The sequence below is a fragment of the Beggiatoa leptomitoformis genome (assembly GCF_001305575.3).
GTDB lineage: Bacteria > Pseudomonadota > Gammaproteobacteria > Beggiatoales > Beggiatoaceae > Beggiatoa > Beggiatoa leptomitoformis.
The window spans coordinates 1,593,962-1,618,492 of record NZ_CP012373.2 but is presented as its reverse complement, the minus strand read 5'-3'; the positions used below and the strand labels follow the sequence as shown (position 1 = coordinate 1,618,492).

Here is a 24,531-nt window from a genome sequence, read left to right as displayed (position 1 = left end):
CACGCTATTTTGTTAATAAACTAACAGAATAAAGCAAATAACTTAACTTAGGTTAAATCCAATCGCGCGCAATGAGAAATTTTTCATATAATTCAGCCTCTGCCGACCCTGCTTCTGGTTGCCAGTTGTATCGCCATTTTACTAAAGGGGGAAGAGACATCAAAATTGATTCTGTTCGTCCGCCAGATTGCAGACCAAAAAGCGTTCCACGATCATAAACTAAATTAAACTCTACATACCTTCCACGTCTATAGAGTTGAAAATCCCGTTCTTTTTCAGAATAGGCTTGAAATTGATGTGCTTCAACAATAGGTAAATAAGCGGGTAAATAATGGTCGCCTATGGACTGCATAAACGCAAAACAGGTGGAAAAATCCCATTCGTTTAAATCGTCAAAAAATAATCCCCCCACACCGCGCGGTTCATGACGATGTTTAAGGAAAAAATAGCTATCACACCAACGTTTAAAGCGGGGATAAACGCTAGCCCCAAAAGGGTCACAAGCCGACTTTGCTGTTGTATGCCAATGAATAACATCTTGTAATACAGGATAATATGGCGTTAAATCAAATCCCCCCCCAAACCACCAAATCGGCGGATGGTCGGGTTTTTCTGCTATAAAAAAACGCACATTTGCATGAGACGTTGGAATATGTGGATTACGTGGATGAATTACCAACGACACACCCATTGCTTGAAAATGACAACCTGCTAATTCTGGACGGTGTGCTGTTGCTGAGGCAGGCAATTGCGCACCATAAACATGGGAAAAATTAATCCCTGCTTGTTCAAATAATCTGCCTTCCGTTAAAACCCGTGAACGTCCTCCCCCGCCCTCATCACGTTGCCACACTTCCTCACAGAATGTTTTTTCACCGTCTAATTGCGCCAATGTGTGGCTGATTTTTTCTTGTAAAGTGAGTAAATAACGTTTAACGCCTTCATGATTAATGGTTGACATAAGTTTATTAATATCGAATAGTTTGCAAAGTAGTTGCGTCGCGGATTTCGCTTGGGCGTGCCTGTCCACCCGTTGCACCAACGAGCAAATAATCAAGTTCGTACCCCAATAAATAACGAGTGCGGGATGCAGTTTTAGCGGCTGGGTGTTTGCTACGATTGGCACTGGTTGAGACTAATGCCCCGCCCCAATGCTGACAAAGTGCCGCCGCTACAGGATGTTTTGTTACACGCACAGCCAGTTTATCTGATGTACCCCGTAAATAAGTAGGCACATCTGGCAATGCAGGTAATAACCAAGTGACGGCATGAGATTGTTGCCATGCGGTGAAAACCACGTGTTGCATCTCGGCGGAAAGCGGGTGAAGAAACGGTTGCAACTGCGAAAAATCACTTGCGATAAGAATAAGCCCTTTACGCCAATCTCGCTGTTTTAATCGTAATAAACGCTCAACTGCCTGTGCATTTAGCGGGTCACAGCCCAAGCCATAAACCGCTTCTGTAGGATAAGCAACAATACCACCACGTGTAATATGGCGTACTGTTTGGGTTAAATGCCAACGTAAAGACACAATATTAACTCACCTAAATAAAAATAGACTAAATATCTGAATAAATTCAACCCATTAAAAACATAATATCCTGCTATTTATGACACATTACTATAACAAACTTGCACAAACTGAGGGATAACTTCTGGCGTATAATACCCCATGCTTTTCTCTCAGAACTATTTGAGACATAAATTCGCCCTTATCTAATGGGCATCACCCCCGCATTTAAGCGTCAAAAATTATAATTCCTATGAAAAAACGCCTTTTTATTTTAGATACAAATGTTTTAATGCACGACCCAACCGCCATTTTTCGCTTTGAAGAACACGCAGTTTACTTGCCGATGGTCGTTTTAGAAGAGCTAGATGCAGGAAAAAAGGGCATGTCCGAAGTTGCCCGCAACGTGCGCCAAGTAAGCCGTTTTTTAGATGAATTGATGCAAAATATTGACGGGAATATTGAAGAAGGCATTCCACTACCCACAACCAATAAAGCCACAAAAGCAGGACGTTTGTTTTTTCAAACCCAACTGCTACCTAACGAACCGCTCCCCTCAACACTACCGGGAAATACCCCTGATAACAGCATTTTAAGTCTTGCGATGGCATTACAAAAAGCAGATTTACAATGCGAAGTCACCTTAGTTTCTAAAGACATTAATTTACGCATTAAAGCCCATGTATTAGCCATTAAAACCGAAGACTACACCAACGATAAAGTGTTAGATGATGTAGATTTACTCTACACAGGAGAACTCGCCTTAGCGGATAATTTTTGGGAAACCCACAGCAAATCATTAGCTTCATGGCAAGAACAAGGACGCACCTATTACAAAGTCACGGGTGATGACGTTCCTGATTGGTATCCAAACCAATTTATTTATAACCCTGCGGAACATGATAAGTTTGAAGCGATTGTGCGTAAAGTGGATGATAACCAAGCGACTATTGAACTAGTCCGTGATTTTACTGAAGCCCGTCACAATGTATGGGGAATTAATGCCCGTAATCGCGAACAAAATTTTGCACTAAATTTACTAATGGATAGCGAAGTTGATTTTGTTTCCCTGCTAGGCACAGCAGGCACGGGCAAAACCCTACTTGCACTTGCAGCAGGACTTGCTCAAACCCTAGACCAACAACGCTACAGAGAAATAATCATCACCCGCGTTACTATTCCTGTCGGTGAAGACATAGGCTTTTTACCCGGTACGGAAGAGGAAAAAATGACCCCATGGATGGGCGCATTAATGGATAATTTAGAAGTGCTTAACCCAACACAAGGTGGCGAATGGGGACGGGCAGCAACAGAAGATCTACTTAACACACGGATTAAAATTCGCTCTTTAAATTTTATGCGCGGTCGTACCTTTTTAAACCGCTTTATCATTTTAGACGAGGCGCAAAATCTAACCTCAAAACAAATGAAAACCTTCATTACCCGTGCAGGGCCCGGTACAAAAATCGTTTGTTTAGGCAATATTGCCCAAATTGATACCCCTTACTTATCCGAAACGACATCAGGGCTAACTTATGTCGTTGACCGCTTTAAACCATGGCAACATGGCGGACACATCACCCTCCAACGCGGTGAACGCTCACGGCTCGCCGATTTTGCCTCACAAGTTTTGTAAAAGATTGTCTGACTTAGAAAATGTTGTGATAATTTACTGCCTAAATCGATGAATTGCTCGTTACCAAGCTCTGCTTGCCGAATACAAGCAGACTTAAGATTGATGCGTTCAAGTACAAGCCAAGCAGAACTTGGTGAGTAGGTATTACCAAGTGAAACTTGGTAACGAGCATACTAATCTCAGTGTTTTTTAACTTGTACCACGCGCCGCTGGAGCGACGCAATCTGCATTCCCACGCTGGAGCGTGGGAACGAGGAAAGTTTTGGAACTTTTGGCAAATTCTTAACCTCTAGCTTAAATCCCCCCAGCCTCCTTTTTCAAAGGGGGAGTAAGCGCGCAACCTATAACTCACACGCACTAATTTCCTTCACCATCCCAACCGTTTCCACACTCACCGTCACGATTCTGCGGATTAATTTCACGATATATTGCGGCTCGTCGAGGTTGTTCGGGTCGTTGCTGATGCCGCTGCGCTTGTCGGTGCTGATTTGATACTGGTCAATAATCCAATCTAAGGCAGAACGGTTGCCCAATTTATATTCCAATGCTTCGGGCGGAATGCCGCTTAATGTCAGGCTGTCGTTGTATTTAATCGCGGTTTTTTCTTTATTAAAACGCATTTTCTCAACCCGCCAATCCAGAACATCATGGGTTTCAATCTTGAGCGGGAATTCTTTTTGGGTTTCGTAGTTTAAATGCAGTTCTGCAAGCTGTTTGCCTGCGTGGCTGAGTTTCCAGAAGTCTTTGAGTTTGGGAATTCTGGGGAGTTCGCGCTTTAAGTTGGCGGCGTATTTGTCGCGATAGCCTTGATGATGCAGTACGCCATACACATAATAGAATATATCCCATTTACCAATATTTTCATCAGCATAGTGGGCTTGATAGTCTTTTAATGCCCAGTCGGTGATATTTTCTTGGCGATGGTTGCCTGCTTCGTCGTAAATGTAGAAGGGGAAACATTGTGTACCGCCTGCGCCGGGGCTAATCATATTTAAATCAGGAATTATTTTAAACATCAAAACAGAAAAAGGTTTTTCTAAACCTAATCCATTCATTCCAATCACTCGATTTTCTTGTTCAGTTTCAGAAGTTGGGAAAATGCTGGGGAATTGATAAACTTCTTCATTCATAATACGGTCGAAAAATAAGACTCTTTTTGTGAAAGGGCGATATAAAGAAGTTCTCATTTTTTCAGGTAAAAACTCAGCAAATTTACCGCGTTTCAAGTCTAATTTTAAATCTCGACTCCAACTCAGTTTTTGATCATCATAAGTCACAAAACTATCAATTTCAGGCTTTTCAACTAAGCGAGAATATCTAAAAACATGCTCATTATAGTTTTCTATCGTTAAACGCATATTTTTAGCAAGTTCGTCACGATTGAAATTATACGCCCACACATCACGACTGGTTGCAATGCCTCGCCCATACAGTTTAAAAATAACCCCTTCTGTTTGTTTACTGACTTTGCCTTCTTTTGAGCCGATGGGCGCAAAAGTATCAAAATCATTTTCTAAGCCCGCAGTAAGCCAATTGTTTTTAGCATCAGGAATAATCCGTTCTAAGCCCACATTAAAGATATGCTTCTTTTCTTCCAGAAACTGTAATTTTTGTGCTTTATTCAAGCCCATTGGAATACGGGAATAATAGATTTTAGCTTTTTTAGTATTCATGGGCGAAAAACTTCTAATTTCAAATCCGAAAGCACAGAATAATGTTTATCGTTAGCACTCAACAAGATAAGCCCATAATATACCGCCGTTGCTGCAATCAACGCATCGGCTAAACGCATAGCATGACTTAGACTATAATTTTCCACATAACGCACCGCAAGCTGACAAATGGCATCATCCACAGGCAAAATCTGCCATTGAAATAACTGCACTGTTTTTTGCAAAGCCTGTAATTCCTGTTTATTTCTCATACCTTGCACCAATTCCATATAACTAATCACCGATAATCTAAGTTTATGGATTTGATTTAAACGCGCTTCTGCAAGCTGATTGCCCCGCAAAAACCAAATAATCACATCAGTATCAACCAACATTAAAAACGCCCTGTTCGTAAATTATCTACAAAAGCCTGCACATCCTCACATTCAGGGCGGTCACGCCACAAACCAAATAATGGCGACTCGCTTAATTTAGCCGCATTTTGCGCTATTTTAGGTTGAATCGTTAATACAATTTCAACATCCTGATTTGCCAAATCCGCAGGCAGTTGAATCTGCAAAAGCCCTTCAGGACTGACATGTGAAGTTAATTGAAAAGCTTGCATAATTACCCCTTTTTCACCAAAATTGTGACTGCAACCCCGACACGAATGCCGAAGACATTCCCTAAATCATCATCGCTTTTTCTCGAGTTTCCACCCAAATCGAAAATATGAATATCATCAAAATGTTCTTCGAGATACTGACGCATTCCATCCGCCGCAATTCCATCCAAAAAGCCGCTATTCGTCACAAACGCAATAATGCCACTTTTCTGATTTTGCAAGCGTTCTGTCGCCCACATAAAAGCTTTCACATACGCATCCGATAAAGAGTTTTTATTAGTTGCTTTTGAAAACTTTGCATAATTATCAGTAATTAAACTATCAAGATGTGGATATTTCCGATTCTTATTATTATCATTTTCATCCGATTGCCCCACGTTATACGGCGGATTGCCCATAATCACGAAAATAGGCGCAGCCTTCTGAGCATTCACCCGCTCCGTGTTTTCAGGGACAAAGAAATTAAAACCCTGTTGTTTTGGCTCAGACAACTCAAAAGTATCCACCAAACAAATGCCAGAAAACGGCTCATATTGCTGACTGCGCTCATAATACGCATGTTCAATATTCATGCTCGCGATGTAATACGGCAACAGCATAATTTCATTGCAATGCAATTCTTTACGATATTTACGCTCTAAATTCAGCGCGTCCACTTCCTGCATTACCCGCAGAATAAAATTCCCCGTCCCCGTAAACGGGTCAAGCACATGCACACCTTCGCTAGACAAATCTTGATTAAACTCCTGTTTCAAGATTTCTTGCACCGAATTCACCATAAAATCCACAATCGGCTGCGGGGTGTACACAATGCCATGCGTGTCTGCCACTTTAACCGCAAAACCTTGGAAAAAGTTCTCATACACCGCATTCAAAAAGTCCTGTTTACGCCCATACGCATGAATCGTACTTGCAGTTTCTTCAATTGCGATGTAAAAACGGTCTAAACTCTTCAAAAAGTCATGCCGACTGAACGAGCGAGAAGTCAACGCTAAAATGACCTTTTCAATCTCTTTCGCAATCACATTTTTATTAACAAAGTCCGAATTATTAAAAATCGTTCTAAACAGCCGTTCAGTCAATAAATGCTGCACCAACATTTCAATCACCGCAGACTCAGCAAGATTAGGATTAATCGCCACCCTGCACAAATTGCTAAAATCTTCAAACGCCTGCTTAAAAGGCTTATTCAATTTTAATTCTTTCAGAATAATTTCGACCAAAGCCCCGCCCAACTCTCCGACTTTATCCTTAAACGCAACAATCGCCTCTTCCCATTGTGCATAAACAGGCGGTTTATAACTAAAAAAATCTTCTAAGCCCGTAATTAAGTTTTCAGGCTGGTCAATAATCGAAGCCTTAAAAACCTCTTCATTATGTTGATATAACACAATTTGTTCAGGACTTTGAAACAATATATTGTCTGAAGGATAGCCATCCTTAAATTTCTTTTTGATTTCTTGCTCAAGTTTATCTTTGGAATCTTTGGCTTCCCAAATCCCATACAGCAATACATTGGTTTGCTTATCAACCAGCGCACCATCCGCACGCAGCGGCTTACGCCCATCGCGTTTAATCGAATACTGTTCGACCAGCGTTAATTGTTCATATTGATTGGCACAATGCCGCAACACATTGGCAAAATACGGCGCAACCGCCCCTTCATGGGTTTGCTGGTTGCGGCTTAAGGCTTCAATCGCGTTGTAATATTCAGTAATAACTTTACTGGAAGATTTAAGTTGCAGTTGCATGGTGATGGTTCTTTGGGGTTAGTGGTTTTCTATTCTGTGCTAAATTAACTTTTATTACTGTATGATAAATCAGATAGTTTAGTGATTCACTAAATATAGCAACAGTACTATAAAAAGATTAAATAGAATTCAGTAAAAAGAGCTTATCAATAGAACAATGTTGTTGTTTACGGAGAGTCTTAGCCTGAGCCCATTCATGCTCAATAGGATTTAAATCAGGCGAATAAGGCGGTAAATATTCCAAGAGATGCCCAACGTCTAAAATAGCCTGCTGAATGTCGCTACGTTTATGAAAAGTGGCGTTATCCATCACAATGACAGAGTTCTGAGGGAGTTTAGGAAGTAAGTCTTGGGTTATCCAAGCGAAAAAGACATCGGAATTAATCGCCCCAGAAATTAAAGAGACGGTTAATAAACAAAAATTAAGCAAAGCCTCAATGATAGCCGATAGGCACATAACCAAAACGGCGTGGCATATCATGAGCAAAACCACTTTCATCGATGAAAACGATTTGCCTATCAGATTGTTTATAACAGTTCATTTTGTCTTGGAAGACTTGCCGTGCTTCGCTCTACCTGATGACGCTTGCGATGGCTATTTGAATTTGAAAGCGTTTCGCTACCGCTCTATGGTGAGATTTTCTTCTTGTTTCACTTTTAATACTTTTTTACGGAAATTTGTTGAATAGGTCATTTCTTATTCTCTTTTTAAAATACGGTTACTATATTAACCCCGCTTTTAAAAAAAAGTGGGGTTAATATTTTATTGCTGTTACTTATTCAACTTGATAGGTTTTTTCTAGTAGCTTTGCTTGGGCGGCGGCTAAACGGGCAATCGGGACGCGGGGCGCAGAGCAAGAGACGTAATCTAAACCAACGTAGTGACAAAAACGAATAGATTCAGGATGTCCGCCTTGTTCGCCACAAATGCCGATTTTCATATTTGGGCGGGTTTTACGTCCACGTTCTACAGTCATTTCCATGAGTTGTCCTACGCCTTTAACGTCTAGGACTTCAAAGGGGTTGTCTTTTAAAACGCCTAATGTGGTGTAGTCGGGTAAAAATTTATTTTCTGCATCTTCCCGCGAGAATGAGAAAGTTGCTTGGGTTAGGTCGTTTGTGCCAAATGAGAAAAACTCGGCTAATTCTGCCAAACTGCCCGCGCGCATACATGCCCGTACTACTTCTATCATCGTCCCGAATTTAAATTGTAGCGTAACATTTTGTTCTGCTTCTACTTGGGTGCGAATGTCATCAATGAGTTTTTTCACGTGACTTAATTCTTGTGCGGTGGCAACTTGTGGCACCATGATTTCGACGTTTATCGCAACGTTGTCTTTTTGGCAGGCGGCGATGGCTTCAAAAATCGCGCGAATTTGCATCGTATAAATTTCAGGGTAGGTAATGCCTAGGCGCACGCCACGATGTCCAAGCATGGGATTAACTTCGTGTAGTTCTCGTGCTTTACGGAGCATTTGTTCTTTTTTGCTGATGGCATCGCTGACGAGGTTGGCGTTGATGCTGTCGAAGGGTGAGGGTGTGGTTTTTAACGCGCCGCCTTCGCGGTCGCGCATAAAGCGGGATGCGCTAACGAGGTGTTCTACGCCTTTGGAGATTGCATAGAGTTCGCGTAGGTGTGCAATTTCGTCTAGTAATTCGCGTTCTGTGGGTAGAAATTCGTGCATGGGTGGGTCTAGTAAGCGCACGGTAACGGGACGCGGGGCAAGCACTTTGAAAATTTCGGTAAAGTCGGCGCGTTGTATGGGTAGCAGTTGGTCTAGCGCGGTTTTTCGTTCTTGCGGGGTTTGCGCGAGTATCATTTCTACTACGATGGGTAGGCGGTCAGCGGCATTAAACATTCGTTCAGTGCGACATAGGCCTATTCCCATCGCGCCGTATTCTACGGCTTTGTTCGCGGCTTCTGGGGTGTCTGCATTTGCCATGACTTTAAGGCGGGCGATGTCGTCTGCCCAACTGAGTAGGGTTTGTAATTCGTGGGAGAATTTGGGCGGAATGGTCGGCACTGCCCCTAGATAGACTTTGCCTGTTGAGCCGTCAATGGTGATGGTATCGCCTTCTTGTATGACGCTATCGCCGACAATCGCTTGGCGTAATTTGCTGTCAACATGGATATTTTCCGCGCCCGCAACGCAGGCTTTGCCCATACTGCGGGCAACAACGGCAGCGTGTGAGGTTTTTCCGCCACGACTGGTTAGAATGCCTTGTGCGGCAAAAAAGCCGTGTATGTCTTCGGGTTTGGTTTCTTCTCGGACGAGTATGATTTTTTCGCCCGTTTTGCCTAGTAGTTCAGCTTGGTCGGCATCAAAAACGCATTTGCCAACGGCGGCACCGGGGGAGGCGGAGATGCCTTGCGCAATGGCGTGTGTGGTGTTGTCGGGGTCTAAACGGGGATGTAGGAGTTGTTCTAGGTGTTCGGGATTGACGCGGAGTAGGGCTTGTTCTTTGGTTAGAAGACCTTCTTTTTCCATTTCTATGGAGGTTCGCACTAGTGCGGTGGCGTTCATTTTGCCATTGCGTGTTTGGAGGCAGTAAAGTACGCCTTTTTCAATGGTGTATTCGTAATCTTGTACTTCGTGGTAGTGGCTTTCAAGTTTGTGGCTGAGTGCAACCAGTTGTGTGTAGAGTTCGGGCATTTCGCTTGCCATGTCTTGCACGGGTTTGGGGGTGCGGATGCCTGCTACTACGTCTTCTCCTTGTGCGTTGACAAGGTATTCGCCATACATTTGGTTTTCACCAGTCCCGGGGTTGCGGGTAAAGCCAACACCTGTCGCGCTGTCGTTGCCCATATTGCCAAAAACCATAGCAACAACGTTGACGGCGGTACCGTTGGCTTGTTCGGGGGTGATGTTAAATTGTCGGCGATAATCAATCGCTCGTTTGCCTAGCCATGAGTTAAATACGGCTTTGATGGCGATTTCTAGTTGTTCAAAAACGTCTTCGGGAAAAGGTCTGCCGGTTTTTTCTTGGACGACTTGGAGGAAGAGGGTGCAAACTTCTTTGAGTTCTTTCGCGCCTAAGCTGACATCATCTTTAACCGCCGCACGACGTTTGACTGCATCTAGGTGTTTGTCAAAGTGTTCATCGGCAACACCTAACGCGACTTTACCAAAGAGTTGGATAAAACGGCGGTAAGCATCGTAGCTGAAACGTTCATTGTCGGTTTGTTTAATAAGTCCTTGTAGGGTTTTGAAGTTTAGTCCTAAGTTTAATATGGTGTCCATCATGCCGGGCATGGAGATGGCAGAGCCAGAGCGGACGGAGACGAGTAGCGGGCTGTCAGGATTGCCAAAGCCTTTACCGGTGGTTTTTTCTAGGGCTTGAATGTGTTGTTTGACTTCGGCAATGACATCGTCAGGTAGGGTGCGTTGTGGGTTGGTTAAATAGGTTAAGCAGGTTTCGGTGGTAATCACAAAACCGGGGGGAACATTTAGCCCAATTTGCGTCATTTCGCAGAGATTCGCGCCTTTACCACCGAGTAGTTTTTTATTTTTGCCATCACCTTCGGTAAACGCATAAACGTATTTTGTTGTCATACGAGAGAGCCTTTCGTTATTGTTGTTTAAGATGTCTGCATGAGCTTGTTAAGATTTAGTTGTGTTTAAAAAATCTTGTTAGTTCTGATGCAGATAGTGGATTAAATAGATTTTAATGCGATATGAGTTCCGTATAGGATAAGTTGTTTTACCTTTACAGTGTAACGCAACTCTAAATATTAGACTTCTTAACTAAAAGATAAAGAAAGAGGATAGTCGGTAATGTTGTTGCTTGTCTGGCTCGGTATTTTCAGGGTTATCCACGTTAACAGGATTGAAAGATAAGGTAGTTAGTGTTTTTTGTATCTGATATTCCTGAGAATTTTAATTTAGGTAGTTACGTTAATTGATGGTAAGTAATATGTTGCAACTAGATATAACGGGTGCGTGGCTTTTAAATACACGTTTGTGTTTGTCGCCTAATTTTAACGATCGTCCCGTTGATACGGCAATTGAATTGTTAGTTATTCATGGGATTAGTTTGCCACCGCGTCAATTTGGTGGTGGGTTTATTGATGATTTATTTATGAATAAGTTGGATATAAGCGCGGACCCTTATTTTGTGCCATTAGCCACGTTGCGGGTTTCTGCACATTTTTTGATTAATCGCGCTGGAGAGGTGACGCAGTATGTTTCGTTACAAAAACGGGCATGGCATGCGGGTATTTCTCAGTTTGCAGGGCGTGCGGGTTGTAATGATTTTTCTGTTGGAATTGAATTAGAGGGCTGTGAGGGGGTGTTGTATAGTGATGCTCAGTATGCCACGTTGATTATGCTAACCCATGTTTTACAGCAGGCTTTTCCTGCTTTGCAACGGTTGGATAATATTGTTGGTCATTGTGATATTGCGCCCGAGCGGAAAACAGACCCGTGGGATACGTTTGATTGGTATCGGTTTAAATCGGCATTAGACCCTTTGCAAAAGTAGTGCGACTGTTGTCGTTTTTTAGTGGCATGGCAGGGGTGGCTGGTTGATAATTTCTATGTAACTTAATAGGGTTGTTTGGAAGCTTCGATAGTTATCATCGCTAACCATGAGAAAAAATGCGCTGTGGTGATGGGTGAGTCCTTCAAAATTATCAATAGACCATCCTTTGCTGCTGTCAAAAACAGCCAGTTCTTGCACGTTTGTTGTGTTGCCCGTTTTTTGGGTGCATAGCTGTACACGGCGCAAACTGATAATGAGTGGCGAAAAAATCGAGGTGAAGGCGCGTTCTAGTAAAAGTAGTGTGCCATCGTCCATCACGGCTAAATCGGTTACTGCGCTGTTTGGCGCGGTGTGTGAGGGTAATGTCCATGATTGCCCTTGTAAATTAAAAATACGAATTTGTTGTGCTGTCTCGCTTTTTAATGGGTGTTCAGGCGCGGTTAGGATGCCATATTGTGGGTGTAGGGTAACGGATTCTAGGGAGTCGTTGATAGATAAGTAGTTGTCAATATTTTTTAATGGGTTAGGTAGAGAATATGCTCCTAGCCATTCTCCCGTGGGTTGGTAGCGTTCAATACGGGGGTTACGTTCAAATGCAATGATTAATTCACTGTCGCCCTGAATGCCGTTGTTTCCATTGCGAATGCTCAACCCTTCAGCATCGCGTTGTCGGCGAAGGGTATTTAATGCAATCCCTTGTTTATTTTTGAGTAAAACTGCTTTTATGGGGGTTGCTTCTCGTAGTTGTTGGTGTTCAAAAGTTAGTCGTAGGTGAAATAAACGCCCTGTATCAGAAACCGCGTAAAGCAGTTGTTCATCTTCATCCCATGCTAATCCTGATAATCCCCCAAGCGTTAAATTATCTACTTCTTGTGTGGGGATTTGTACTGTCCCGCGCAGGCGAATTTGCATGTAGTCTGTATTAACTGCGTATGTGCGTGAGAGAGGATAGGGCTGACTATGCACGCTAGTGCAGGCTGTGAGTAAAAACAGGAGTAAAAATATTAGGTTATATGGCATATACAGTGATGGGTAGCAATAAACATCGTAGGGTAGTGGTGATTGTTTACTTTAGAATTTTAGGCTTGAGCAGGATACAAAATAGCGGTATTGATACCGTTAGAAATCTTGATTCAGACAGTTTTTAATCAGAAGAGATAAACAACGGATAACACTGTTTGTAAGGGGTATCCGCGTTATTTTCACAATCTGTAAAATCGGAATGTTAGGCTTTACGCCAAAACAAAGCGAGATAAATCCCAATAACAACTAGAATAATGCCTATTAAATGATAGAAATGGAGCTTTTCGCCTAAAAATATCAGTGATAGGAGAGTGCCAAAAACGGGAATGAGGTGAATAAATTGTCCTGCTTTTTGCGCCCCCAGTTCATAAATAGCCTGATTCCAACAGATATAAGCAACAATTAAAGGGAAAATGCCAACGTAGATAATGCTACCCATTGTTGCGGGCGTGAGCGACCATGTTGGGGCATGATATATTTCCCATAGGTAAAAGGGCAACATTACTAAAACACCTAGTAAAACAATAGACCCCATAAAACCAAGCCAGTGTAATTCCATCGGTCGCCACTGTAGCAGTAATGAGTAAACTGCCCAAATTAACACTGCACCTAATACCCATACATCCCCTTGATTAAAACTAAAAGTAATAAACATTTGCCAGCTACCTTGGCAAATAATTACTAATACTCCAAGTGTAGAAATTAAAATACCTAGAAATTGGTAACGCGCCACCCGCTGACGAAACCAAAAATAACCTAATACGATAATAACAATCGGCATATTTGATTGCAAAATAGCGGCATTCGTTGCGGTTGTAGTTTGCAATCCAACATATAAAAAGCTGTTAAATCCCCCAACACTTAATGCGCCTAAAAAAAGCAAAATATGCCAAGATTGTCGGATTAACGCACGCTGTGCATACATAGTCCGCCATGCAAAAGGCAATAGTATTAATAAGCCAACAATTCCACGCCAGAAAGCCAATGCCATTGGTGGCATGTCCATCATAACAGCACGCCCAATAACCATGTTGCTACCCCAAAAAAAAGTGGATAGCGTGAGTAGCACATAAGGGGATATGTGAAAATGAGAAATACGCATGAGAATAAGAGTTAAGTGGTCGTTAGAAAGTCGTATAGTACGATAGATGAGGGTAGATTTTTAACCCTAAATAGACTGCTCGCAAAAATAGGTTAAGAGAAAAGCGGTGTTATCCATACTACTTTTGCGGAAGGTCTATGATTTTTGAAAGGCATTTTTTTGTCTTTAAGTTTTGGTAATGCGGAATATCCTGATTTAGATAATCTTTAGAAACTTTGTTATTTATGCTATTTTCGCAAGCCGTCTATGGTTTTTATAGGTAAGTGCTGATTAATTCGCACTTACCTTTAATGGATTTGATAGGTGTAAAGCTAGTTTTGTTTCGTATGCGCTGGTTGATACGCATCTACACGAGCGGGCGGTAAATTATTCCAAACGACTTTTGCATTAACCCGTTTAAAATGGTGGGGTAAATGGGTTGTACGTCCTGTTAAATCATAAGTGAATTGCACGAATACCCCATTGTTTTGCAAGCAAATATCAATTTGCTTTAAAATAACGTGTACGACATGTTGAGGTAAAGAACGTAATGGTAATCCTGAAACAATGGCATCAACCACTTGTTCTGTTCCTAACAACGCATGTAAGTGCATCGCATCGCCCTCAATAATCCGCAGCTCGGGAAAGCGATTGCGTAAATAATTGGCTAAAACGGGAGAACGTTCAACAACCACTAAACGGGAAGGATGAATACCACGCTTTAATAATGCTTCGGTTACTTTACCTGTTCCACCGCCTAATTCGACAATTAATCCTTGCCCTTGTAAGGGTGTCATACTGGCTAACGCACGGGATAAATGCCGCGAACTAGGACAAGCAGCACCCATTGCACGTGGATTGTGTAAAATCTCGCGGGCAAATAAAAAAAAGGGGGATTGCAATAAAGTAGTGGATTTTGAGGGAATCGTTTTAGAGGACTTAGTCATTTTTTTGCGCGCAAAGTTCGCCCGTCCCGCGTCAATCACTTTACTAACAGATTGATGAACGAGTGCTTGTGCTTGTGTTATTTTTCGTTGAATCACGGAGAATATTTCCTTTTGAATAAAAAGCCTGTTTACATACGATGCAAACGGAAGAGGGTATGTGATACAACAGGCGGGACAAACCACGACAAAAGAATTGTAGTCATGAAATCGTCATTTTTTCGATTCATACTAGATTCATCTGTAATTCGTAATATGATGCTGATAAACAGCTATCGAAATTGATCGTATAGCCTACTCCTCCCCCCCCTTATCTTCAATCCCTTCCTTGCTATCCTTGCTAAGTTGCCATATAGACTGTTTATGTCTATTCAATACGGATGGTCACCAGCGATAATGTGGCATCCACATAAATTCACAAGAACATTACAAAATGTTATTTTTTAAAAATATCTTTCTTATTCTCAGTCTTTGGATTATCTGCACACTTGGTTTTGCAGAATCCCCCCCACCCGCAAGTACCCTTCCACCGCATTCGATAGAACAGCTTTTAGAAGAGCGTAAAAGAGCGGTTCAACTTGAACAAGAAGCGTTGCAAGTAACAACCCAACAGTTTAATGAACAAGAAAGCCTCTGGGCGACTGTTAAAGTCACAATAGAAACCACCGTTATTACAGAAAAATATTTACAAGAAGCTGATTTAGCTCAACAAGAAGCTAAACTAGCATGGGAAAAGCGCAATATAGCAATACAAAATTTGAGTGATACTTTAAAAAAGAAAGAGTTAGAACAACAAACCCAACAAACAAAACTAGATTCATTGAATCAGCAAGTGGTGGATACAGAACTACGGGTTATTAAAAACCAACAAATCAGTGAATTAACAGATGACATCCAATTGCAAGCCCAGATAATTGACTTGATTAAACAGCAATTGGATATTGCACAAAAACATTTGGAAGTTGCCGAACAGTTTTCCAAATTAATGACGCAACGCTTTTCTGTTTTAATGGATGTTTATAACCAACAAAGTCGGCAACAACTTTCTGTACAAATTGAACAGCAACAACAATATTACGTCACTAAATCTGAAGAATTGCAAAAACAGCTAGATACATTACAAGATGAAGGTAAATCATGGCAACGTGAGCTGTTGAATGGACAATTACAAGATGTAGATGAGCAAACACAAAAGGTTGCTAGAACACTGCGTTTAGAACAGATTGCCGTTTTATTAAATCATTGGTCGGAATTAAATCAGCAGAAATCATTAAATATTAATGATTTATCGGATATAGAAACAGTTTATACAGAATTGAGTAACATGCAAACATTATTGAAGAATAAACATCTTGTTATTCAACAGCAACAAGCATTATTACAAAAACGGGGCGAAGCCTTAGCAGGAAAAGACCAACAGTTATATCAACAAACTTTAAGCACCTTACAAACCATAGAAACACGTTTACAGTCTGAAATTATGGCATTACCGCCACTTTTGACCCAAATAAAACAAGTTTATGAACATTCAGAAACCCTTTACAAACAAATTGTAAAAGAAACTTTATTAAAACGGCGCATCATACCGTCAACAATGACGGGCTGGGAAAAATTAGGCAATGATTTTGCGGATGTACCCATTATTTTTTGGAAACAATTAAAACTAACTTTATTAAATTTCAAACATACGGCGGAATCTATTCCTGAAAATCGTTGGAGTATGATAAGTATTGGAATTTTAGCTTGGTTATTATTTTTTATTGGCTTGCGTCGTTACTTAACGCACTTATTCCAACAATTAGAAAGCATGGCAGAACATAGTTTTGCCATTGATACCTTCTTAACCCTTTTACGGTTACTTAATAAAAATGCGTATAGTATTGCTTTTAGTGGATTATTTACTCTATTTATTTGGATTGCCCAGCCCAATTTAACCAGCACGCTTTTTGCGTTTATTCTGATTTTTCCATGGCTAGTCGTCAAAATACCGTTAAATTTAGCGTGGTTACTCCTCGCAGAAAAAGAGGTTATTCCCCCAGAAAATCAAAGACTTTACCGTAATTTACGTTGGGTTATTATGGTAACAGGTTTATTTGTAGTTATCACTGCATTAGCGCATCTCATTGATATTGATAGCGGTATTACGGCATGGATAGATACATTATTCATGTTGTTTTTATCGCTAACGGTTATTCCTATCATGATGATTCGTCGGCAAACACTTCATTTTTTGGAGGAAAAAGCAGCTTTAAAAAATCATTGGCTATTCGTAATCCGTTTTATTAGTTTGTTGATTCCTTTAACAATTATTACCGTTAGTTTATTAGGGCTTGTTGGTTATATTAATTTAGGCTGGTATGTTGCCGCGAGTTTAAGTGTATTGGGCTTAGTGTTGACGGGTTGGCTTATTTTACAAGGTGGACTTGAAGATATTATTTATCTGTGGAAAAACTATGCACTTAAATACAGCCAAAATGGTTTGTTGTGGACACAAGATATTATTCCACTGTTTCATCGCTTGTTAGGAATCGCTCTCGCAATTAGCACTGTCACCAGCTTTTTTTGGTTAAATGGATGGTTAAATGATGTTGCTATGGAGGATGGAATACAGCGATTAGCAAATTATACGCTGAACATTTTTGGCATTACTTTTACTTTAAAAAACTTATTACTCGCAGGTGTAACGCTTTGGTTTGTTTTCTGGTTTGGCGGGTGGATACGGCGCGTTACTTATCGCTGGATTTACGTCAATATTATCGATTTAGGGGTTCGCAATAGTCTGTCAGTTTTTACCCAATATGTTGTATTAATTGTTGGTTTATTATTGGGTTTGCAGGTCATGGGCATAGACTTAACTACTTTTGCCGTCTTTGCAGGGGCATTAGGGGTTGGGGTTGGGTTGGGTTTACAAAATATCGCCAACAATTTTTTTAGCGGTATTTTATTGTTGATAGAAAGACCTTTGCGTACAGGGGACATTGTCAACATTGGGGATAATTATGAGGGGACAGTCACTAAGTTAGGCATTCGGTCTATTACGATTAAAACTTGGAATAAACAAGATGTTATCGTACCTAATTCGCAGTTAATTTCCAGTGCATTTATTAATTGGACACATAGCGACCATCTACTACGGATTACGCTCTATATTGGTGTGAGTTATGACGATAATCCGCATCAGGCAAAAGAAATTATTCTGAGTACATTAAGTAATATTCCGAATATTTTAGCAGACCCCGCACCTATCGTTACATTATGGGAATTTTCGGATTATTTCGTAAACTTTCGGATTGATTATCATATTAATTTGCAAACAGGCTCATCGTTTACGACACGCGATTTGTTGTTATTTGCTTTATGGGATAACTTTAAAGCGGCAGGTATAACCTTTCCTTATCCGCAACAAGATATTCATGTTAAAGAACTTACTTGATATTAATCCTGATATTTATCTGTCGCACCTGTATAAAAGCGAGGAAAAAATGTTTTCACCACAACGCCGTTGCAGTCTAGTGCATGACAAGAATCTAATAATGCAGGCTTTTTATCAGGATGTTCTGCCATTTCTTGTTCTCGTTTTTCTTTTGTCGCGCCGTAAATGGTTTGATAGGCGGTTGTTGCTAATGGTGCGAGTAATTCGACTAGGTGCGTACAGCCTTTTATATCACCTAATAAATTTTTTACCTTTCTATTCCAGCCAGTTGCAATCTGTAAACCTTTTAGTAAGGCAAAACGGGGGGTTATTTCTGGACAAACGGCAAATGGTGAGGCATCAATGATAGCTGTTGCTTCATGAATCAATAAGTTATCATCTAATGTGAGCCGCAAACCCAATGCGTGTAAGGGTTCACCAGCTTGAATGCTATCACGAAATTTATTCGGAAAAGAATAGCTTTTTGTATCAATTAAATAGGCTTCAATATCCCATAGACCATCTTCACGATGATAACCACAACATTCAATTCTACGGGTGTGTAATAGTTGGCGAGTAACAGGCGGTTTAGGAAGTGACATGATAGTAATAGTAAAATTTCGTAGCGGTAAATAAAAAAAGGTCAAAAAATTAGTTTTTTGCCTATATCAATCGGTATCTGTGGGTAGTTCATCGTTATCTTGTGCTTTTAGTCCATGTTTTTGTAGTCGATAACGTAATGCCATACGGGTAATCCCCAGTAAACGTGCGGCTTGTGAGACATTACCAGCCGTTTTTGCTAAGGCTTGTTCTATTAATAGTCGTTCGGCTTGCTCTAAGGTTAGGGAATGACTGGTTATTGTTAGTGGTTCTGTAACGGTTGGCATCATAGCGTCTATGCGTGTTTGTAATCCATGTAGCGCAAGCGAACCATTTTCGCTGAGTAATACCGCACGTTCTATATAATGTCGTAATTCTCGCACATTGCCACGCCATTCTGCTTGTTGAATTTGCTCACATAGTTCAGGAGAGAACGACGGGGATGGTAAGCCGTAACGTTGTGCTGTCTGTTGGGCGAAATGTTGGGCGAGTACTAAACTGTCGTTATCACAAGTGCGTAAGGGCGGTAATTCTATGGTTAATGTGTTAAGACGGTAATATAAATCTGCCCGAAATTTGCCTTCTTCTACCCATTGCATTAGAGGGCGATGCGTTGCTGTGATGAACCATGCGCCTGTGTAGCGTTCTTGTGTACTGCCTAAACGACGTACCATTCGCCGCCCTAACACAGCGAGCAGTTTTGTTTGTAGTTCTAAGGGGAGTTCTCCTACTTCATCTAAAAATAAAGTTCCATCTTCTGCGGTTTCAATCAAGCCTTTGCGTGTTGTATGGGCGTGGGTGTACGCGCCTTTTTCGTGTCCGAATAATTCAGCTTCAATTAAATCAGCGGGTAATGTTGCACAATCAACATGCACAAAAGGACGGGTTGCCCGTTGGCTGGCATGATGAAGGAGATGGGCGCAAACGTCTTTTCCAGTGCCTGTTTCACCTAAAATTAGGATATTCGGTGGGTTATTTTCTGTTTGCGAGGTAAGGGTGCTAATACGGGCAATTTGTTGGCGTACTTTGTGTAGTGCGAGGCTGTTACCTAAGAGTTGCACTACTTCAGTAGAAGCCGTTGATGAATATTGTAGTTGTTTGGTCAGGACTGTTTTATCTAAAAACTTGTTGATTGTTGTAACTAATGTATCTAAATCAATAGGTTTTTTTAAATAGTCTAGGGCGTGTAATTTCATTGCAGTCACTGCATCTTCTAACTCCCCAAAGGCGGTTAGCACAATAACAGTGGTATCTAGGTGATACTCTTCGCGTAAATCACGTAAAAAATCTAAACCTGAACCATCAGGCAAACGCATATCTAGTAAAATTAAGTGGATAGGCTGAGATAAACAATAGGCAGTTGCCGCGCTAAGGGTATCAACCACATGACAGTGAAACCCTTCTCTTTCTAGGCGTTTACGGACAGCTTTAGCAAATAAGTGTTCATCTTCAATCAGTAAGATTTGTATATCAGTCATTGCTATCAGGCAAGTGTTGATTCAATATGCGTGCATCGCCAATGCGACAGGCGAAATGCGCGGCGGGGCGTTCAGCTTCATAACGTTCAATGGCTAATGCACCTTCACTAAGCCCTGCTTGGGCGGTAAGCGGTGGAATACGGGGGGCTGTAGCGATACCCCAGCGGTTTAAATGGTGCAAAGCTAGGTCAATAATCGTGGGCATTTGTGCCTTAATTAAGGGGGTTAAACTCCCGCCGTAATCATCTAGTTGTAAGGGTTGTACGCCTAATAATACAACTTCCTTTGGGTATTGATTGGTAAATTGGGCTGCTGCTAACACTTCTTGAAAGCCTGTTTGGTGCAAACTCATTTTCTTCGCGCCCATAAAGCGAGGCACATCATCGTTTAAAACTTCTTTAATTGTGCCTGCGGGTAACCCATAATCAATCGCATCAAAAATCAGCAATTTCTCTACTGCTTGAATATAGCTGAGTAAATATAAACCTTGTGTACCACCATCCATTAGCTGCACGTGGGGCGGAAATTGATAATGTCGGTATAAAAAATCAACGGTGCGTACACCAAAACCTTCATCTGCCCAAAGTAAATTACCAATCCCTAAGATTAAAATTGTTGGTGTTGTCATGATGTACTGTCGTTTGTGATAAAAAAACCCCAAGCATATTGTTTATGCTTAGGGTTGGAGAAACCGCTAAAAAACTAAGGATCGATAGTAATGTCTAACACTTGTTCTGCATTAAACACGACTTTACCATTGGGCAGACGATAGCCGTAGAACACTAGCAATTGTCCTGTTGCCACAAATTGACCATCATAAATGGTAACAATTTGTTTATCTTCTAATGTTTCATCTGATTTAAAGGCGGTTAATGTTGCCATGTCTAAATCCCATGCAACAACACCTTTTACTTCATCTAACACGAAAAACGCGCTGAAATTCAATTCAGGGATGACATAAGCAGCGACAACGATTAAATCGACTTGTTTACCAACATCAGCACTGTCAGTTGTGATGATACCTTGAACTAAGCAGCTATCACTAAGCTTTTGTTTGCCTTTTTTCACAAACTCGCCGTCATTGACAGAGAAACCACCACCAAACAAGCTGCCTGTCTGTTCAGATTTACCATCTCTGCCAACACCTGCACCATTCCCTAAGCTGGGTAAGGAGGCAGTAACTTTGAGTGTGGCACTTGCTGTTAAACTCAGGTTATCGGAGACAATCGCGGTAACTGTGTATGCTCCTGTCACTGTCGTGGGTTGCACACGGGTTGATACAACCCCACCTGCATTACTCACACCTGTTGTACTGCTTAAACCAGTGCTTGCAACAGGGCTACCATTACGTTGTAAAGCGAAATTAACATGAACACCTGAAACAGGATTTCCATGTTCATCAGTTACTTTAAAAATAACAGGTTGTGATTTCACACTAAGGGGAACAGATTGTTTTCCGCCTCTTAACACGACGATAGTTGTTGGTGTGCCAACGGTTGTGCCACTTGCCATTTCATCTTCTACTGTAGGAGATGTTCCTTCAGCAGTAGCAGTAATAACACCTTCTTCAGATGCAATGGTTGCAGCAAAAACACTGTTGAGACAGAAAGCGAGGAAAAAGCCTATAACTAGGCGAAAAATAGCGGTTTTGGACATGAATTTTCCTTGTCATTAAAAGCGGTAAAAAAACACGAGAGTTAAGTATTAAAGTAGCATGAGGGTACGTATTTGTCAGGCTAAATTTAGTCAGTCATATGTAAACCATGAATACACATTATTGACATACTTATTATTGTAATAGAAAACAATTTTTTTGGTAAATATGTACAGAAAGTGTTTTTTCAGAGAAAAACTATCAACTTTTTAGCGTGTTTATGGTAGAGTAAGCTACGTTATATTATAACGTTTATAATTAAAGAGGTTGATATGATTAGAAAAATTATTTTTTTAATAATTAGTTTAAGTTTGCCTTGCATAACACAGGCGAATGATGTGGTCGTGAGTATTAAACCAATTTACGCGCTAGTAACGCAGATTATGGCGGGTGTGGATAAACCAACATTGTTATTAACAGGAAAAGAATCGCCACATACTTACACGTTAAAACCTTCACAAGTACAAGAATTACATCAAGCGAAATTAGTGATTTGGGTAAGTCCTTTTGTTGAAGGCTTTTTAGCAAAAACCCTTAGCACTTTAGAAAATACACGGGTATTGCAATTATCAACGCTACCTGATTTAACCCTGTTACCCATACGGGTCGGGGGCGCGTGGGAAAAACATGTGCATCATCATGACGAAGATGAGCATGAACACAAGGATGATGTGGGGGAGGCGCAGGAAAAACATGTACATCATGATGAGGATGCGCATGAACACGAGAACGATTTTGAAATGCAAGTGGATGGACACATCTGGTTAGACCCTCACAATGCCATGTTGATAGTCCGAGCGATTACACAAGCACTCAGTGTAATGGATACAAGTCACGCGATGCTTTATCAGGCGAATGCAGAAAAAGTCTTACAGCGTTTGGATGAGCTGGATAAACAGTTAAAAACCACTCTTGCGCCCGTACAAGACGTTCCTTATGTGGTTTTTCATGATGCTTATCAATATTTTGAACGGCATTATAATTTAAATGCTGTGGGTTCAATTACCCTTTCACCTGAAAACCCACCCAGTGCAAAACGATTGAGCGAATTGCGCGAGCGGATGAGAACCTTACAAGTACATTGTGTGTTTAGCGAACCGCAATTTGAACCAAAGTTAGTCAATACGCTTATTGAAGGCACAAGCATAAAACAAGACGTACTTGACCCTGAAGGTGCAAATTTAAACGCTGATGAAAATGCTTATTCCATCTTACTCACGAATTTAGCCCAAACATTGCAGGGTTGTTTACAAGATAAATAATGTTGCGAAACAGGGGGAACGCATTCCCCCTCTTTAAATTACGTGACTTATTCTTCAGTAACACTTTTGCGAATGTGCCTAACGCCAGACGCAATTAGCAACGCAATAATGGGAATCGATATGCCCATCACAATTTCAGGATTAACATGTAATAACTCTGCGGATTTTAACGCTTTTGCAATATAACCGACCAAACTTACGGCATAATAAGTAATTGCTGCAACAGATAAGCCTTCTACCGTTTCTTGTAAGCGCAACTGTAAATGTGCGCGATTATCCATTGAGGCTAACAATGCTCGATTTTGTTCCTCATGCTTAATTTCTACGCGTGTACGTAACAACTGGCTGGCATTATTAATCCGTTTAGACAGAACATCTTGACGACTAGCTACCGATTCACAGGTTCTGATGGCAGGCGCAAGTCGTCTGTCCATAAATTCTTGAAAAGTTTGCACCCCTTGAATACGAACCTCACGCAATTCTATGATACGACGTGCAACCAATTCATAATAAGCCTCTGTCGCGCTAAACCGATAAGCTGTTGAGGAAACAATATTTTCTATCATTGTCGCTAACTGGCTCAATTCTTCTAATAATTCCTCATCCTTTTTGTCCTGCGCTTGCGTCATTGCCGTTGTGAGTGTTACCAATTTTTTATCCGCTTCTGCAAGTACGGGGATTAAATCCCGTGCTAATGGCAACGCCATAAATGCCATCATGCGATACGTTTCAATCTCTAATAAACGCAACATCATGCGTCCGCATTGGCGAGAATACATGCTCTTGTCGACAATTAAAAAACGACTAAATCCATCCGCATGGATGGTAAAATCGGTAAAGGCTAACCCTGCTCCGTCACTAATATGTGCGCCAACAATGTGATTCCCTTCAAAAAAAGAAACAATATCATCGACGGTTGTCGGCAAATGCTGCACCGAATCCGCTTTTAAAATAGCTAGATGTGCTGCAACCATTAATTGTCCGGGAATGGCTTTTACCCATTCATCAGGTAACAAATTAATGACAGGGTCGGCAAAAGGGTTGGTAAAATCAGCTTTGACAATAAATTGATAACGCGTAAATTCCGTATGCCTTTCTAAATGCAGACGGAAAGCACCAAAATTGCCACTAAAATGCTTCGTTTCCACGCTGGGTGGTGGATAACCAAATTGTTCACATAGCGCAATCAGATGTGACCATTCCCGCTGGCGTTCTTGCTCATTGACCAGCAGTGCAAGGTAAGAAGCGCGTTCTGGCGGATGTAGGGCTTCAAACGGACGCGCATGAACTTCATTATGCAATATCGACCGTTGTGGATATTCTGGGGGCAAACTAGGCATAAGATTTATCTCGACGATTAAACCATAAAATTACTAATGGTGTTAATAAAAATTTTATATATCAAGTTATTATCTATTTT

Annotated in this window: 20 protein-coding genes; 4 read left to right on the top strand and 16 right to left on the bottom strand. The window is 41.1% G+C overall.

Annotation, left to right across the window (positions count from 1 at the left end; all coding sequences use genetic code 11):
* Positions 1-52: 52 nt before the first annotated feature.
* Both hemF and tsaC read right to left on the bottom strand, forming a co-directional pair.
* Positions 53-961: an oxygen-dependent coproporphyrinogen oxidase gene (gene hemF / locus AL038_RS06770; RefSeq protein WP_062150819.1), complete on the bottom strand. Its 909-nt coding sequence runs from the start codon at positions 959-961 to the stop codon at positions 53-55.
* 7 nt (positions 962-968) lie between these two features.
* Positions 969-1,532 (bottom strand): L-threonylcarbamoyladenylate synthase type 1 TsaC, encoded by a 564-nt coding sequence (gene tsaC / locus AL038_RS06765; protein ID WP_062150818.1) that lies wholly within the window; start codon positions 1,530-1,532, stop codon positions 969-971.
* Positions 1,533-1,764: 232 nt separating this feature from the next.
* Between tsaC and AL038_RS06760 the strand changes: the two genes are divergently transcribed.
* Positions 1,765-3,147, top strand: a complete 1,383-nt coding sequence (locus AL038_RS06760) for a PhoH family protein (protein ID WP_062150817.1) — start codon at positions 1,765-1,767, stop codon at positions 3,145-3,147.
* Positions 3,148-3,488: 341 nt separating this feature from the next.
* Here AL038_RS06760 and AL038_RS06755 read toward each other — a convergent pair whose 3' ends face one another.
* The 6 genes from AL038_RS06755 to ppdK form a co-directional block, all read right to left on the bottom strand.
* Positions 3,489-4,820, bottom strand: coding sequence for a type ISP restriction/modification enzyme (locus tag AL038_RS06755; protein WP_062150816.1), 1,332 nt, complete (start codon positions 4,818-4,820; stop codon positions 3,489-3,491).
* Positions 4,817-5,194: a type II toxin-antitoxin system VapC family toxin gene (locus AL038_RS06750; protein WP_062150815.1), complete on the bottom strand. Its 378-nt coding sequence runs from the start codon at positions 5,192-5,194 to the stop codon at positions 4,817-4,819. The genes AL038_RS06755 and AL038_RS06750 overlap by 4 nt, the downstream gene beginning before the upstream one ends.
* The gene (locus tag AL038_RS06745) at positions 5,194-5,424 is read right to left on the bottom strand and encodes a hypothetical protein (protein ID WP_062150814.1); all 231 of its coding nucleotides are present in this window, start codon (positions 5,422-5,424) and stop codon (positions 5,194-5,196) included. Before AL038_RS06745 ends, AL038_RS06750 begins: the two co-directional genes overlap by 1 nt.
* Before the next feature lie 2 nt (positions 5,425-5,426).
* The gene (locus AL038_RS06740) at positions 5,427-7,175 is read right to left on the bottom strand and encodes an N-6 DNA methylase (protein WP_083991455.1); all 1,749 of its coding nucleotides are present in this window, start codon (positions 7,173-7,175) and stop codon (positions 5,427-5,429) included.
* Between the two features lie 118 nt (positions 7,176-7,293).
* Positions 7,294-7,656, bottom strand: a complete 363-nt coding sequence (locus AL038_RS18505; RefSeq protein ID WP_236839484.1) for a transposase — start codon at positions 7,654-7,656, stop codon at positions 7,294-7,296.
* Between the two features lie 295 nt (positions 7,657-7,951).
* Positions 7,952-10,729, bottom strand: a complete 2,778-nt coding sequence (gene ppdK, locus AL038_RS06730; protein ID WP_062150813.1) for a pyruvate, phosphate dikinase — start codon at positions 10,727-10,729, stop codon at positions 7,952-7,954.
* Positions 10,730-11,090: 361 nt separating this feature from the next.
* Between ppdK and ampD the strand changes: the two genes are divergently transcribed.
* Positions 11,091-11,657, top strand: a complete 567-nt coding sequence (gene ampD / locus AL038_RS06725; protein WP_062150810.1) for a 1,6-anhydro-N-acetylmuramyl-L-alanine amidase AmpD — start codon at positions 11,091-11,093, stop codon at positions 11,655-11,657.
* A gap of 18 nt (positions 11,658-11,675) precedes the next feature.
* Here ampD and AL038_RS06720 read toward each other — a convergent pair whose 3' ends face one another.
* The 3 genes from AL038_RS06720 to AL038_RS06710 form a co-directional block, all read right to left on the bottom strand.
* On the bottom strand, positions 11,676-12,677 hold the full coding sequence (locus tag AL038_RS06720; RefSeq protein ID WP_083991454.1) for an esterase-like activity of phytase family protein: 1,002 nt from the start codon (positions 12,675-12,677) through the stop codon (positions 11,676-11,678).
* A gap of 205 nt (positions 12,678-12,882) precedes the next feature.
* Positions 12,883-13,782 (bottom strand): DMT family transporter, encoded by a 900-nt coding sequence (locus AL038_RS06715; protein ID WP_066246105.1) that lies wholly within the window; start codon positions 13,780-13,782, stop codon positions 12,883-12,885.
* 311 nt (positions 13,783-14,093) lie between these two features.
* Positions 14,094-14,804 carry a class I SAM-dependent methyltransferase gene (locus AL038_RS06710; protein ID WP_201800135.1) on the bottom strand — a complete coding sequence of 237 codons (711 nt, stop codon included), beginning with the start codon at positions 14,802-14,804 and terminating at the stop codon, positions 14,094-14,096.
* A gap of 334 nt (positions 14,805-15,138) precedes the next feature.
* Between AL038_RS06710 and AL038_RS06705 the strand changes: the two genes are divergently transcribed.
* The gene (locus AL038_RS06705) at positions 15,139-18,138 is read left to right on the top strand and encodes a mechanosensitive ion channel domain-containing protein (protein WP_062150802.1); all 3,000 of its coding nucleotides are present in this window, start codon (positions 15,139-15,141) and stop codon (positions 18,136-18,138) included.
* Positions 18,139-18,140: 2 nt separating this feature from the next.
* Here AL038_RS06705 and AL038_RS06700 read toward each other — a convergent pair whose 3' ends face one another.
* From AL038_RS06700 to AL038_RS06685, 4 genes are all read right to left on the bottom strand, one after another.
* Positions 18,141-18,719, bottom strand: a complete 579-nt coding sequence (locus AL038_RS06700; protein ID WP_062150783.1) for a DUF2889 domain-containing protein — start codon at positions 18,717-18,719, stop codon at positions 18,141-18,143.
* A gap of 66 nt (positions 18,720-18,785) precedes the next feature.
* Positions 18,786-20,195: a sigma-54-dependent transcriptional regulator gene (locus AL038_RS06695; RefSeq protein WP_062150780.1), complete on the bottom strand. Its 1,410-nt coding sequence runs from the start codon at positions 20,193-20,195 to the stop codon at positions 18,786-18,788.
* Positions 20,188-20,823 (bottom strand): HyaD/HybD family hydrogenase maturation endopeptidase, encoded by a 636-nt coding sequence (locus tag AL038_RS06690; RefSeq protein ID WP_062150777.1) that lies wholly within the window; start codon positions 20,821-20,823, stop codon positions 20,188-20,190. The genes AL038_RS06695 and AL038_RS06690 overlap by 8 nt, the downstream gene beginning before the upstream one ends.
* Before the next feature lie 74 nt (positions 20,824-20,897).
* Complete coding sequence (locus AL038_RS06685; RefSeq protein ID WP_062150774.1) at positions 20,898-21,851, bottom strand: Ig-like domain-containing protein; 954 nt, start codon at positions 21,849-21,851, stop codon at positions 20,898-20,900.
* Between the two features lie 270 nt (positions 21,852-22,121).
* Between AL038_RS06685 and AL038_RS06680 the strand changes: the two genes are divergently transcribed.
* Entirely contained in the window at positions 22,122-23,111 is a 990-nt protein-coding gene (locus AL038_RS06680) for a zinc ABC transporter substrate-binding protein (protein WP_062150770.1), read from the top strand.
* A 47-nt stretch (positions 23,112-23,158) separates the two neighbouring features.
* On the opposite strand, the gene AL038_RS06675 is transcribed toward AL038_RS06680, so the two are convergent.
* A complete protein-coding gene (locus AL038_RS06675; protein WP_062150767.1) occupies positions 23,159-24,451 on the bottom strand; it encodes a DUF3422 family protein in 1,293 nt (430 codons plus the stop codon).
* Between the last annotated feature and the right edge of the window lie 80 nt (positions 24,452-24,531).

Coding starts and splice junctions, on each gene's coding strand:
- AL038_RS06690 (WP_062150777.1), bottom strand. CDS start 20,823: ATGACAACACCAACAATTTTAATCTTAGGGATTGGTAATTTACTTTGG.
- AL038_RS06720 (WP_083991454.1), bottom strand. CDS start 12,677: ATGCCATATAACCTAATATTTTTACTCCTGTTTTTACTCACAGCCTGC.
- hemF (WP_062150819.1), bottom strand. CDS start 961: ATGTCAACCATTAATCATGAAGGCGTTAAACGTTATTTACTCACTTTA.
- AL038_RS06685 (WP_062150774.1), bottom strand. CDS start 21,851: ATGTCCAAAACCGCTATTTTTCGCCTAGTTATAGGCTTTTTCCTCGCT.
- AL038_RS06680 (WP_062150770.1), top strand. CDS start 22,122: ATGATTAGAAAAATTATTTTTTTAATAATTAGTTTAAGTTTGCCTTGC.
- ampD (WP_062150810.1), top strand. CDS start 11,091: ATGTTGCAACTAGATATAACGGGTGCGTGGCTTTTAAATACACGTTTG.
- AL038_RS06750 (WP_062150815.1), bottom strand. CDS start 5,194: ATGTTGGTTGATACTGATGTGATTATTTGGTTTTTGCGGGGCAATCAG.
- AL038_RS18505 (WP_236839484.1), bottom strand. CDS start 7,656: ATGATATGCCACGCCGTTTTGGTTATGTGCCTATCGGCTATCATTGAG.
- AL038_RS06705 (WP_062150802.1), top strand. CDS start 15,139: ATGTTATTTTTTAAAAATATCTTTCTTATTCTCAGTCTTTGGATTATC.
- AL038_RS06675 (WP_062150767.1), bottom strand. CDS start 24,451: ATGCCTAGTTTGCCCCCAGAATATCCACAACGGTCGATATTGCATAAT.
- AL038_RS06740 (WP_083991455.1), bottom strand. CDS start 7,175: ATGCAACTGCAACTTAAATCTTCCAGTAAAGTTATTACTGAATATTAC.
- AL038_RS06745 (WP_062150814.1), bottom strand. CDS start 5,424: ATGCAAGCTTTTCAATTAACTTCACATGTCAGTCCTGAAGGGCTTTTG.
- AL038_RS06695 (WP_062150780.1), bottom strand. CDS start 20,195: ATGACTGATATACAAATCTTACTGATTGAAGATGAACACTTATTTGCT.
- AL038_RS06700 (WP_062150783.1), bottom strand. CDS start 18,719: ATGTCACTTCCTAAACCGCCTGTTACTCGCCAACTATTACACACCCGT.
- AL038_RS06760 (WP_062150817.1), top strand. CDS start 1,765: ATGAAAAAACGCCTTTTTATTTTAGATACAAATGTTTTAATGCACGAC.
- AL038_RS06755 (WP_062150816.1), bottom strand. CDS start 4,820: ATGAATACTAAAAAAGCTAAAATCTATTATTCCCGTATTCCAATGGGC.
- AL038_RS06715 (WP_066246105.1), bottom strand. CDS start 13,782: ATGCGTATTTCTCATTTTCACATATCCCCTTATGTGCTACTCACGCTA.
- ppdK (WP_062150813.1), bottom strand. CDS start 10,729: ATGACAACAAAATACGTTTATGCGTTTACCGAAGGTGATGGCAAAAAT.